This is a genomic window from Streptococcus orisratti DSM 15617 (genome assembly GCF_000380105.1).
Taxonomy (GTDB): Bacteria; Bacillota; Bacilli; order Lactobacillales; family Streptococcaceae; genus Streptococcus; species Streptococcus orisratti.
The window spans coordinates 1-11,742 of record NZ_KB904489.1; the positions used below are offsets into that span (position 1 = coordinate 1).

Genomic DNA, 11,742 nt, shown 5'->3' on the forward strand with positions numbered 1-11,742 from the left:
CCTTTTCCACATTAGAGTTTTATTTACGACAATTTCATTGGTTTCTATATCTAAATCATGAATCTCCAATGCTAGCAATTCATTGATACGGCAAGCTGAAGCAAGTAGGGTGTTGCAAATGACTTTGAACCTACGATTAGCTCGTGTATCTGGTAAATCTGATAAAAATTTTAACCAGTGTGATANATCTTCATCATGTAGTACCATAATTCGCTTCTTGTTTGCCTTTGGCTTTGGAGGAATTTTGATAGTCAATGCTGGATTCTTTAACAAACCATAGTTTGTTATCCCAAAGTCAAAAATATCGCTTAACTTATGAGCTACAGCTCCAAAATCTTTTGCCCTTCCTTTTTGAGCTCGTTTAACGCCAGATTCAACAGATTTTTTAGCTCTATCCGCTAATTCATTAACCCATGATTGAATCTCGGAAGAGGTTATTTTATCAGGGATATAATCGCCAAAACGTGGAATAATGTAGGTATCAAGATAACCTCTCACACGGTTTAACGTATTATATGACGTAACCCAGCTTTGATAGTTTTTAAACCATTCTTCAGCTAGTTCCTTCAACGTTGTCACTGTTATAGTCTCTTTTCGAGTAGAGCCATTTTGCTCAAAGTCTAACTTGGCTTGAGTGTATTTTCTATCCAATTGACGAAGTGTTTTGGCTGTAATTGATGTTGTAACTTGTTTTCCAGTTTTCTCATCTAAACCAAGGTAAACACCTCGTAAGACATAGTTAGTTTCGCCGTTGTTTTTAGTTTTTTTGACAACTTTTTTGTTTTTGTAAATGATTGTTTCAGTTTTCATAATGCCTCTTCATGCAGATAATGAAAAGGCTAAAATAGACTATCCTCTTTTCCTAATTAGATGAATCTATTTTAGCACATTCTTACCTAGTTTTCCAAAAAATCAAGTACATCTGATAGTTTATAATATACAGTTCTAGTACCTTCGATTGGGGGTTCAAGTCGTGGCAAACCTTTTTTCTCCCAACTTTTCAAAGTATTAGGAGAAATATCTAAGAGAACTAATAGCTCTTTTTGTGTCACAATTCCAAATGTAGTACGTTGTTTTACCTGCTGCTGAATCAAGCTAACTAGCAGAGTCAGCAGAGTTTCAATATGATTTATTCTTTCAGAGTTCATTTGTATTATCCTTTTTCTTTTAAATATGAGATAATAACAATAGAGATAGGTTTGTTATTTATCTCACTGATTTAGGTCATCACTTTTGCTTTGGTCGGTAGTAGTGATGGCTTTTTTCTTTAGATGTTTAATCGGATTCATTGTGGATAAAAATGCATCTGTCTCAAAGTTATAGTTACGGACATTTGGATTGGCTTTGTCAAACTGATAGGCAAATTTCTCAATTTGTTCTATTGTATGACGATTAAAATCTTCTATTGAAAAAGAAATAGATTTGTATTGCACCTTGCCTTGATTTTTAACTTTGAAATGATAGACTACTTTGCTTATCCGCAACATCATTTGTTCCATTGTATCGGTTGCTCTTAGAGAATCACTAACCATCAACTTATACAGCTCTCTGGGAGGAAATATTGAACTGATATGTACTCTTTCCCATAGTGCGTAGATATTAGTAAATCTAGCATGAAATTGTTGGACATAGGAGTCAGTCACTCGTAGAAACTCCTGATAAGATAGTTCTCCCTTGAATTCCTCCATAAACAGAATTTTTTCTCCCATGTAATTATCTAACCCACCATTCTGATAGTCGCTCCAAACATAGACATTACCTACTCCGTATTTATCCATCAAGCGTATTTGCTGATATGACTTGCCACTTCGAGATGCTCCAACATGATAAACAACTTCCATGCTATCCTTAAATCTAGGAGAAGTTCGCAACCGCATTTGATAATAATGTTCCTTTATCAATTTTGAAAAGCGACGGAAACTCAAACTCTGGCTCATTATTTCCTCTGGAGTCTGCCCTTCTTCCAAAAGTTGTTCAATAATCTCAAGGTCTGTACGTTTGCCTTGTCTACTAGCTCTAATCTCTCCGTGAATCACCATGGGAACAACAATGGTATGTGCTTTTTCTTCATGTTTTCCTGTTTTATTGAGATATGCAAATACTTCTTCTTTTGTTCCTCGAGTCAGCTCAGCATGGATTGTGGGATAGAGTTTTTGTAAAGCTGAGAAGCGAATGGCTTGCTTAGCTTCAAGAATCATATGACAATGATGAACTCCATCGTCACCGATTTCGTAATTAACGGCACAACTTCTGTCCTCGCTATCTTCCATCCAAAAATCAATCAGTATTTCAATCATTCTTTTTGGTGTAAAAGGATAGCCTAGTTTTGGAAGTTTTTTTCTAAATTCTTCAACACGCTTTCTAGTCTTGTCACTAAAACGTTGGTCTTCAAAAAAGTCTGTCTCAATATCGAATAACTTATCTACATTATTCAGCACACAACAGAATGAGTGTGCTCGATAAGTGCTTCTAATTCCATCCTCTTTTTCAAGAGAAGCAGTAGTGAGCCTGTCAGTTTTTGTCATAAATTCCTCCTTTGTCATTTTTTGTGATGTCAACATTCATGCACTTAGATTGTATGTAATCAAGGTTTTAAGTCCGCTTGTCATTGTCATCTAAGTTGTCAGGGTAATACTAACCCTGACAACTTAGACAATACTTTTTATCTAACTCATTAAAAACTTCAGTTTCTCTACTAAACTCATTTGTTGAAGTTCTTTACGAATTTTACGCTTTAACTTCCGACGTTCTCGTTTAGTCTCTTGCTTCAAATCCTCTAATAAGTCTGTGAGTTCATCAAATTCTTCAGCAACTTTTGCATAGTCATCTCTTATAGACCATGAGTCTTCTGTTAATTTATCGTTTGTTATCAATAACTCTGCTATCTTACTTTCAAGATTCTGCTTATCTTTTTCTAGTTTTTCAAGCTCTACGTTTGCTGTTTTAATCTGATGTTCTTTATATTCATCTAAAGTAGCAACCTCACCAGTTGTCTTGATAACACCGATATATACAGGTGAATCTGTCTCTTCGTTCAATCCCAAAATAGTATATTGAGTTAGAGGTTGAAATTTCCCTTTGTTTTTAGCTAAATTTGCATATTTTTTGTCAAACTCTAACAATAATAACTTATCATCAAGAATCCCAAGGGCACTTCTCATAGACTTTGATGTAATTATATTAGCCATTTGTTCGTACCCTCACACCTTCTGCTTTTAAGACAAGTTTTAGAGTTACGAACGTAGAACCTTCTCGACTAGTGCCGCGTACGTATCCTTCTAAACCTTCAAAAACAATCTCATCAAAAGGAGCTAACTTAGATAAAATAGACAACTCTGACATTGGTTTATAAATCGCAACCACTTGTTCATTACCATCTTTATCCAATACAAAGATAGAAGTCCCAATAATCTTATCCGAGCCATACTCAGTCTTTGGTTTTGCCTCTTTAAACCTTAAGCTAGGACCTATGGTCTTAGTAATGTCAACAATAATTTTTGTATTCATGATAAATACCTGCTTTCTTTTGTTTTTTATCGCTTGTGCACATTTGATATATATCAAGAAGCTATCTTGTATAGTTTAAGAATATCATAGCCATTAAAACAATTCATTGGGTTTAATGTCGTACGACTTGGATTTTTGTTATCCCATTCATCAAAAAAGCATGCCCTTTTTTTGAAGTCTACGCCGTGGTATAATCAAGAAAAAATAATTAGAGGTAATCTAATATGCAAAAAACAATTCAAGAATTTCATCAAGAACAGCGTACTGAATTTTCAAGTTCATTAAAAAATTATCTGAATTACTTGCAGTCCATACTGAATTGTTCAATAACTGTTGTTGCGGAAAAAACAGGAATCAATCAAAACACTTTAAAAAGTTGGGCAGATAACACATTTATTTCCGAACCTAGTTTTGATGAATTAGAGACTCTTTCAGTATTTGCTTCTTATATTGAAGCGGAATATAAATCTCAGATGGACAAAGACAAAAATAAAGCTGTGTATCTGATGCATAAGACTAACAATAAATTCAATGACGAACTCTCTGACTTAACCCTAAAACTCAAAGAGAACTGCTATATCATGGCAATGAAACATCCTGATGTACTTACGGATTCCCACTTCACTGAAGCTCTTGATGAGTTCCTTTATCGTATTAAAATAAAGTATAAAATTTCATCGTTGAATGTTGCAAAAGAATTGGGAGTGTCTCAAAATAGTATTTCGAGCTGGAGAGTTGGTGCAGTTCCAAACTACGAAAACACAAAAAAACTTGCAGAGTTTGCAACTAAGATACTTTTTAAATTTAAACATAATTCTGTCGAAAGCGAGTTTGAAAAAAATACAGATAATTTTGTTCGACTTTGCTACTACAGAATGGAACAGCTAGATAGCATAAAATTCACTTTAGATACCATAATGATGGCCTACCCAGATAAACTAAAAATAGTTGAGCACGGGACATCAACCATACCTATCCTCTCTCCTATTAAGAAGGTAACCGATTTTGGAGTATTTGATGCTATTGTTGATGGAGGTACCCTTTTTTCAGATAATTCTGGAGTCTCAGAAAGAACAATAGCTAAACAGAATCAGGAGACGTTTGTAAAAAACTTCAATAAGCTTTTATGCTTCTTAGACAAGATAGTAAATAATAGTATATCTGACTATGAAGAACTTGGACTTTGTGATTTAGACGATAAGCTTTCTAAAATCAAAGTTGAGCAAAAGCAAAAATTACAGGATATCATGAGAAATAAACTTAATTATCGTAGCATTGACGATAATGGGAAGCCCCTATCTGTTCAAAGAGGACTTGCTGAATATCTTGATGTAGACATAGCACAAATTACCAATTGGAAAAATGGCGTTGACTTACCGACATTCTCTAATCTGTACAGTTTACAAAAATCATTCGGGTTTACTGGAAAAAGAGCTTTTCTAATCGCAGAAATATCTGATTCTCTCTTTTTAACAAAATTATGGAATCTTGTTCAACAAGATAGTTAATGCTCTGTAGTTATACTTTTCTCATTATTATCTGTTCTTTTCCCACGGCAAAGCCGTGAAGCTACATCACTTTATAAAAACTCAAAATAGTAAGAATAATGGCTAAAAACACTTGAATTGTAACTTTCTAAGATTTACCCTCACTCCCTTTGTTGACTCAATCAACTTTTTCTCCGTTCGTACGCTTGATTTCTCTCTGCCAACTCGATTCCTCTTGTTGGCGACGGTCAATTCGCACTAACGCTTACGCTCTCTCTTCGAAATACGTTTCTTTACGCCAACAAATTGCATTTGATAAATCTAAGTTCGCTATCAATTCAAGTGTTTTTATCTCTTTATTTCTAACCATTTTTCGGTTTTAAAAAGTTCTGTACCACAATATTATTCGTTGTTAAAATATCACACACACTTCCTAACAAAGCTATGTCTCCTAATGACCTTAAATTCTATCTTATATAAACTACCCTATACACAAATCAATCTAAAACTATTATCAGTTAAATTTTAGAAAGCAAAAAAAGATGAGTTCCGTCGCTCATCTTTTTTACTCTTTTGTTAACGTAATCTCATCTCCCGTATCCCCTGCTAAATCAGGTATTGTTACAGAATCTCCTGAAACTGAATATTTCATCTCCGTTCCATTGCTATCACTGATAATCTGTTTGTCGGTATCAATGGTTACTTTCTCTGAATAGAGGTACTTCACATTATTTCCTCTCTCTGAAAGGAGATTGATATTAAGTATGTTTTCATCACCACTTACTTTTAGTTCATAATGCAATGTCAATTCTTCATCTTCGAATCCCATTTCAGAGCCATCAATACCGCTTTTTTCATATGAATATGTTCCTGATAGCTGACTATCATTAGTATTCGATTGATTACCACAAGCACAAAGGACAATTGTCAGCGTTAGAGTGAGTAGGGTCAATATTAGTTTCTTTATGTTCATCAGTCTGCTCTTTTCTTTAATTGTTTGAAATTAGATTTTCTAACTCTGAATCACTTGGAGCTGTAGATGGGTAAGTTTCAAATACTAGCTTGGGTACGATGTAGATATTCGCAAGGCTAGATAATACTATTTGTTCTGAAATAATCTCTTCTCCCATTAATTGGTCTTTAGTAATATCCCATAAAGAATTTCCGTAATCGCTTGATAGTAGGTAGTATTTAGAATCTAGCTCACTATTTTGCATTTTTTTAGCATAATCAGTTTGGCGATTTGCAAGAGCCAATGGAAGAATTTCTAGTTGAATAGACTCCCCAGCTGGTAAATCACTAGCAAGAGCAATCTGAGCGATTTTAACCCTCTCAGAACGTCCTGACAATGTGGTGTAGCCATATAGGGTGAAATATGTCCCGTACAAGTTGTTATTGTTTGAATTGGTTGTTGTTCCAATCAGTGTTTCATCATAGTTGTTAATAACAGTAACTTTCAATCGTCTAGTTGCTTCATCATAACCGTCAATCGTGACATTTAGCTTTGTCAATTCAGAAGGAAGGTAGTCATTAGTAACATTTATGCTAGCCTGTCCGTTGAAGATGTTGGTTTGATTCTCATTCCATGCTTTTTGACTACGTTCTTCAATCTCATTATGGTAGTTAGAACCATCAGTCTCAGCTACTTCTTCATAAAACTCCTTCAACCACTTATTTCTTTGTTCCTCGGAGATTGCATCCTTTGAAGAAGATAAGGTTTCAACAATCTTTTCAGAGGATTTTGTGGTACTTTCATTACTCTGACAAGCAAATAAGAGTACTGTAGATGCCAATAGTGTAACGCTTGCTAAAAATTTCTTTTTGTTCATAGTGTGTCTCCTTATTTATAACCAACCGTTTTTCTTCGCAATATCATCATAGAACTCAGAACGGTCATTCCTTCGTTTTAATTCTTCTGCTACTTTATTTTGAGCTTCGGTATTATCTCTAATGTTACGTTGCTCTTGTGCGTGATGTTCTGCACGTTGCCTAGCCAGACGAGCTTCTGATTCTCTTGTCTCTTTTATGACAGCTTTCGATGCCTGCTCAACCCTTCTAGTCGATACTTCTATATCCCAAAGATTCAAGGCTTTTCCGATGGTCTTCGCTTGCCCATATTCTAATTTTTGTATGAGGAAATTTATGACTTCATCATTAGTCCAATACTGATTGGGAATGGAAATGGTATTCATAATATTCATCATTTCATTTTGATGGTTCAGTAGTTGAGCTTCAGTAGATTTCAAGGTATTTTTCAGATTACCTACCACTAATTGTTGTTGTCTACGCTTTCCAGGGACGAGAGCGTTTTTCTTTCGATTCTCTGGAATAACAACATTTTCATAGTGGATTCTATTTTTCCTAACCTGTCTGATGCTATATAGAACCCAGACTATCAAAAGCCCAACCACAATTGGAATAGGTATTGAAGGTGGATAATAGATAAAGTCTTCAACCGCTTTTATTGGGATATAGAAGAATGTATCCTCAAACTCAAAATTTTGGAAAAGTATAAAAGTTCGAATAATTGTTTCTATAATGACACCAATAATGGTAACCCCTGCTAAGGCTAGTAATACAACTATAAGAAAGATTATAAACGCAATCAGGGACGGTAGATGAATCAGATTGAAAATAGTAAATCCTCTTGTTCGAATATCCCATTTAAAGTCCTCAAGAAATACTTTTTCATCTGAAATAGCATTCAGGGTAGCCTCAGCTTGAAAAATTTCTCTTCCAAGTTCTTTTATTCTATTTTGTGTTGAGGGGATTAGATTATTTTTTAATATTAAGTACCTTCTTAATGAATTAGCAATATCCATCTGGGCTCCTATATTTTAATTTTTATTACATTATAACGTAACAACGCCAACTTTGCAATGCAAAACGCAATGCATATTTAATGTACAAAATGCTATATCCTAAAAACAAAAAGAGGAGAAAAGATATGGCATTTCAACTAAAATCAAATCGCAAAGAAACAGAAAATAAAACAATTCGCTTTCCAGTACCACTTATTGAAGAAATAGAGAAAGCAATTCAAAACAAAGATGTAACTTTTTCAAGTTTCGTGATTCAAGCATGTGAGTATGCATTGAGAGATATGGAAGATAAAAAATAGTATAGAAATAAGGAAATATTGATTGTTTCTAGAGTATAATATTGAGTAGTGAGAAAGAAATGAGGGAAAAATATTGGTCAAATCATATATCTCGGAATTATTACCAGCCAAGTATATAAAACGTCATCAATTGATGCTTTATTTGTATGACATTTTAGTTGATATATTGGTTAAAGCTGATAAATATAAATTGTCAAGTTTGTCTTTTAAATTTACTAATGAGATAGGTGAGAAATTTGACCTTTTTGATGAGTTAGAGAGACGAAAGGATATAGAAATTTCTGAAAAAGTCTTTATCCCTCATATATTCTTTTCAATTCTACGAGACTTAAATTACTATCTTTTTGAATCACTGAGCTGTATAGAGAGGGGAAAGGTAACGGTTGCTTTTTCACTTGCTAGGAAACCTTTACAGGATAATTTATTCTATTTAAGTTGGATACTAGTTCAACCATATGAATTTTTAGGAAAAGTGCAATATGCAAGCCCTAAGGAATATGATGTTAGTGATTTAAAAGGAAAGAAAAATTTTGTTATTGATTTATTCTCAAAAGCGAAGGTATTAGTTCAATCTAAAAATAGTTCACTGGATTTTAGTCAAGAATTACTAAATCCAGAATTATTGTATGATGTAATATACAATCGAAAGGCTGAAAATAGTTTGACTAGTGCATTTGATAAATCAATTCATTTGGTGACTAGAAATAAAAATTATCCTACTGAGAAGCGGAATCTTAATTTTATATTTGCAGATGATGAAATTTGGGATGATTTCTGGAATTTGTACTACGAAAAAATTCCATATATTCTAATCTATTTGGTGGAGGTTATTGTTGCTATTTTTGAAAAATATGTAGATATAGACGAGAAAACATCAGAGTTTAATCGATATATCAGAAATTTGAAGATAATATTAGCATTATCAGAGGATGATAATAAAGAATTAGAGAGCATTTTTGATTTAATATTTAGCAGTGAACATCTTAGTATGACCTGTGATGAGTGTAGCAAACAATTTGAATTCAATATAGCTTTAGTAAATGAAATAAGAGAAGATTATCTTTATACTTGTCAGAAATGTGGGTTTATAGAACGATTAGGACAATATTTTGTGAGTGACGAATTGTTAAGTAATCGTAGAAAAATTATGATTGATAATTCAGATGCTAAGAATTGGAAATTAGTTAAGTAAAAGAAGGAGGATTATTTATGGTTAAAGGAATACTTATTAAGGTTCCAGAACTTTTTACGGATGATGAACAACTAGAAATTCAGGAAAAGTTTAAAAGTAAGAATATAGAGGTAATTTTTTTTGATAAGAGTCAAATTCAAGCTTCGTTTGATTCTTTTATTGAATTAATATTAAGTAGAGAGTTTGTAGAAATGCTTGTTTTAGGGCTAACTGTGGACATATTAAAGGAACTAGTTTTTAAGATTGTTGGCTCAATTAAAAAGAAAAAAGTAGTAATCATTGATTCAAATAAAAAAACAAAACCTGCTAAACTAACTATAAAATCCACAACTGATAAAGGTACAATATATTTAGAAATTCCAAGTGAGATTTCTGATAAAGTCTATCAAGAGTCTATAGAAAAAATAGTAGATGCCAAAAAAATTCTTGATAATAGTAGTGGAAAAGGGATTGACGACTTATTTATTGTAGAAGATAAACCTGGAAATTTATCAATTATGACATTGAACGAGTATATTATTTATCGTAAGAATCAAGAATAAAAGGAACACTTCATACGAAGTGTTCCTTTTATTATCTGCATGTTCTACTTAAATTTTATTATCTAAAAAGTGTAGAGAAAAATGTAGAGACTCAATTGATTTGTACTGCAATGTAATGAAATTTAATATTTCAAAAATCGCATAAAATCAAGGTTTCTACCGCCTATTGACGTGTAGTGAATCCCTATTTCACCTCATCCCATGTCAAATGTTTCTTAGCAACATCAACCGTCAGCGTTTGGTAAACTGGGGTATATGCCCAATAAGTATAATTAACATGAATCGTTGTTCGATTTTTCTTAGTTTCAATCGTAAAATCATCACCAGCCGTTAGAGTCAAGGTGTCACCATATTGACTTTTCATCGTTAAAGTAAGGTCTTTAGCTCTCAGCTTAGAGGCATCAAAGCCATTAGCCCAATCAATAATGAGATCATCTGTGTAATCATCACAAAGAACTGGAGTATTATTTTCAGCTGTTGTTGACCATTTAGCGACATCATTAGCGTAGATGCTACCATCATCAATCTCAAAGGTTCTACCGTAACAATAAACATCCGCCACAAAGGTTTCAACACTTACAGGCAAACCATTATATTCTAAGCCTGATAATTTAAAATTTAAATGGTAATGACCATTACCGTCGCCACCGATTTCTGACCAGTTGCGACCACCTCCATTTTCGCCAAGTTCGTACCCTGAATTAGTTATTTGCAAATCTTCTGGTTCGATGGTGTAGCTGATGCTTCCATTTTTCATTTTAGTTGATAAACCTTGGTCGCTATAGGTGTAATCACTAGTGTAGTAACCATCTCCTTCTGCCAATACAATTTTAACAGCCTTGGTATTCATTAAGCTACTATCTGCTTCTTCACCATCAACTGTGAATTGGAAAGTAATCTGATTTTCTATAAATGTTAGACCATCTTCTTGCGTTACTTCCCCCTCAATAGCACCGTCAACACTTACTTTTGGAATAACGTATTTCCCAATTTTAGCACTTGTTTCACTATAATGTGCGTGATTGTCACCAGTTCCTACAATGCTACTGGAGTCTGGCATAATATAAAGATTTGCTCCACCATTACTTGAAAATCCTGTGATTTTACTACTATCAATAGTAATGGTAATAGTTGAAGAATCACTATCAACAGCCGTTATTTGAGCAACTCCAGAGGTACCTGTTAAGGCTTGCTTATCTGATTTCAAAACAAGCCAGTCGGTAACATCATCTCCATTTTCAGCCACAAACTGCCAAGTGTCTTCTGTAGTCAGCGTGACACTATATATGGCATCTTTCGTGATAGAAATGTCATCAGATGTCACTTGATAATAGCTACTTTGCGATTCAGTCGTTTGTTTAGACGACTCTTGTTTTCCACTATTTGAACATGCGGCAAGTACTGCTAAAGCGCTTACAAAAAATAATATGCTTTTTTTCATAAAGATTCCTACCTGATATTTCTACTCATTATTCCTCTGATGATAGACCATCTTCGACATTTATGGCTAAATTTTTTGAGACTTCCTCTCTTGTTAAAGCTTGAACCGTATGACTGATGCCTAGAACCAAAACTCCCACAACTAAAATCACCATCAGCTTAACGATGGGTAGTCCATAATGAGATACTATCACTTTCTTCATCTGAGTCTCCTTAAAAAAGAAGAGTTAGCGTAGCGTCGCCAACTCTTTTTTCTACCGTTTGTCAAGCCTATCAAGGTTTTAGAGAAAAAATAATTTTCATACAGTCATCAAAATAGGGAAGTGACCTTGCTTTACACTAAAAATTTACATAAAAAGTGTATACAAAACCAACACCTTATTTTGTGATTTTTGAAATAAGGTGTTACAATAATATGGCATAAACAATTTTACTGATTTTGGGTTGAAGTAT

14 protein-coding genes are annotated in these 11,742 nt (G+C 33.7%); 4 read left to right on the plus strand and 10 right to left on the minus strand.

The features are described from left to right. The 5 genes from A3I7_RS0108805 to A3I7_RS0108825 all read right to left on the minus strand — a co-directional run. A partial coding sequence (locus A3I7_RS0108805; protein WP_018376419.1) for a site-specific integrase occupies nucleotides 1–810 on the minus strand: 810 nt, incomplete at its 3' end. A gap of 86 nt (nucleotides 811–896) precedes the next feature. Continuing rightward, complete coding sequence (locus A3I7_RS0108810) at nucleotides 897–1,148, minus strand: helix-turn-helix transcriptional regulator (RefSeq protein WP_018376420.1); 252 nt, start codon at nucleotides 1,146–1,148, stop codon at nucleotides 897–899. Nucleotides 1,149–1,211: 63 nt separating this feature from the next. Next, nucleotides 1,212–2,525, minus strand: coding sequence for a hypothetical protein (locus A3I7_RS0108815; RefSeq protein WP_018376421.1), 1,314 nt, complete (start codon nucleotides 2,523–2,525; stop codon nucleotides 1,212–1,214). Between the two features lie 141 nt (nucleotides 2,526–2,666). Further along, nucleotides 2,667–3,188 carry a hypothetical protein gene (locus A3I7_RS0108820; protein WP_018376422.1) on the minus strand — a complete coding sequence of 174 codons (522 nt, stop codon included), beginning with the start codon at nucleotides 3,186–3,188 and terminating at the stop codon, nucleotides 2,667–2,669. Next, complete coding sequence (locus tag A3I7_RS0108825) at nucleotides 3,181–3,507, minus strand: hypothetical protein (protein ID WP_018376423.1); 327 nt, start codon at nucleotides 3,505–3,507, stop codon at nucleotides 3,181–3,183. The genes A3I7_RS0108820 and A3I7_RS0108825 overlap by 8 nt, the downstream gene beginning before the upstream one ends. A gap of 224 nt (nucleotides 3,508–3,731) precedes the next feature. Here A3I7_RS0108825 and A3I7_RS0108830 point away from each other — a divergent pair, with 224 nt between their 5' ends. Then, nucleotides 3,732–5,015 (plus strand): helix-turn-helix domain-containing protein, encoded by a 1,284-nt coding sequence (locus tag A3I7_RS0108830; RefSeq protein ID WP_018376424.1) that lies wholly within the window; start codon nucleotides 3,732–3,734, stop codon nucleotides 5,013–5,015. 544 nt (nucleotides 5,016–5,559) lie between these two features. Here A3I7_RS0108830 and A3I7_RS0108835 read toward each other — a convergent pair. From A3I7_RS0108835 to A3I7_RS0108845, 3 genes are read right to left on the minus strand one after another with little or no spacing between them, the layout of a single operon-like run. Beyond that, nucleotides 5,560–5,967 carry a hypothetical protein gene (locus A3I7_RS0108835; protein ID WP_018376425.1) on the minus strand — a complete coding sequence of 136 codons (408 nt, stop codon included), beginning with the start codon at nucleotides 5,965–5,967 and terminating at the stop codon, nucleotides 5,560–5,562. Nucleotides 5,968–5,983: 16 nt separating this feature from the next. After that, nucleotides 5,984–6,823, minus strand: a complete 840-nt coding sequence (locus A3I7_RS0108840; RefSeq protein WP_018376426.1) for a hypothetical protein — start codon at nucleotides 6,821–6,823, stop codon at nucleotides 5,984–5,986. A 15-nt stretch (nucleotides 6,824–6,838) separates the two neighbouring features. Then, entirely contained in the window at nucleotides 6,839–7,816 is a 978-nt protein-coding gene (locus tag A3I7_RS0108845) for a membrane protein (RefSeq protein WP_018376427.1), read from the minus strand. A 125-nt stretch (nucleotides 7,817–7,941) separates the two neighbouring features. Between A3I7_RS0108845 and A3I7_RS14160 the strand changes: the two genes are divergently transcribed. The 3 genes from A3I7_RS14160 (at nucleotide 7,942) to A3I7_RS0108860 (ending at nucleotide 9,849) form a co-directional block, all read left to right on the plus strand. Further along, a complete protein-coding gene (locus A3I7_RS14160; protein WP_018376428.1) occupies nucleotides 7,942–8,115 on the plus strand; it encodes a YlcI/YnfO family protein in 174 nt (57 codons plus the stop codon). Nucleotides 8,116–8,188: 73 nt separating this feature from the next. Continuing rightward, entirely contained in the window at nucleotides 8,189–9,307 is a 1,119-nt protein-coding gene (locus A3I7_RS0108855; protein WP_018376429.1) for a hypothetical protein, read from the plus strand. A gap of 17 nt (nucleotides 9,308–9,324) precedes the next feature. Beyond that, nucleotides 9,325–9,849 (plus strand): hypothetical protein, encoded by a 525-nt coding sequence (locus A3I7_RS0108860; RefSeq protein WP_018376430.1) that lies wholly within the window; start codon nucleotides 9,325–9,327, stop codon nucleotides 9,847–9,849. A 184-nt stretch (nucleotides 9,850–10,033) separates the two neighbouring features. On the opposite strand, the gene A3I7_RS0108865 is transcribed toward A3I7_RS0108860, so the two are convergent. Both A3I7_RS0108865 and A3I7_RS14165 read right to left on the minus strand, forming a co-directional pair. Then, on the minus strand, nucleotides 10,034–11,290 hold the full coding sequence (locus A3I7_RS0108865) for a hypothetical protein (protein ID WP_018376431.1): 1,257 nt from the start codon (nucleotides 11,288–11,290) through the stop codon (nucleotides 10,034–10,036). 28 nt (nucleotides 11,291–11,318) lie between these two features. After that, complete coding sequence (locus A3I7_RS14165) at nucleotides 11,319–11,492, minus strand: hypothetical protein (protein WP_018376432.1); 174 nt, start codon at nucleotides 11,490–11,492, stop codon at nucleotides 11,319–11,321. Nucleotides 11,493–11,742: the final 250 nt, after the last annotated feature.

Coding starts and splice junctions, on each gene's coding strand:
- A3I7_RS0108810 (WP_018376420.1), bottom strand. CDS start 1,148: ATGAACTCTGAAAGAATAAATCATATTGAAACTCTGCTGACTCTGCTA.
- A3I7_RS0108815 (WP_018376421.1), bottom strand. CDS start 2,525: ATGACAAAAACTGACAGGCTCACTACTGCTTCTCTTGAAAAAGAGGAT.
- A3I7_RS0108820 (WP_018376422.1), bottom strand. CDS start 3,188: ATGGCTAATATAATTACATCAAAGTCTATGAGAAGTGCCCTTGGGATT.
- A3I7_RS0108825 (WP_018376423.1), bottom strand. CDS start 3,507: ATGAATACAAAAATTATTGTTGACATTACTAAGACCATAGGTCCTAGC.
- A3I7_RS0108830 (WP_018376424.1), top strand. CDS start 3,732: ATGCAAAAAACAATTCAAGAATTTCATCAAGAACAGCGTACTGAATTT.
- A3I7_RS0108835 (WP_018376425.1), bottom strand. CDS start 5,967: ATGAACATAAAGAAACTAATATTGACCCTACTCACTCTAACGCTGACA.
- A3I7_RS0108840 (WP_018376426.1), bottom strand. CDS start 6,823: ATGAACAAAAAGAAATTTTTAGCAAGCGTTACACTATTGGCATCTACA.
- A3I7_RS0108845 (WP_018376427.1), bottom strand. CDS start 7,816: ATGGATATTGCTAATTCATTAAGAAGGTACTTAATATTAAAAAATAAT.
- A3I7_RS14160 (WP_018376428.1), top strand. CDS start 7,942: ATGGCATTTCAACTAAAATCAAATCGCAAAGAAACAGAAAATAAAACA.
- A3I7_RS0108860 (WP_018376430.1), top strand. CDS start 9,325: ATGGTTAAAGGAATACTTATTAAGGTTCCAGAACTTTTTACGGATGAT.
- A3I7_RS0108865 (WP_018376431.1), bottom strand. CDS start 11,290: ATGAAAAAAAGCATATTATTTTTTGTAAGCGCTTTAGCAGTACTTGCC.
- A3I7_RS14165 (WP_018376432.1), bottom strand. CDS start 11,492: ATGAAGAAAGTGATAGTATCTCATTATGGACTACCCATCGTTAAGCTG.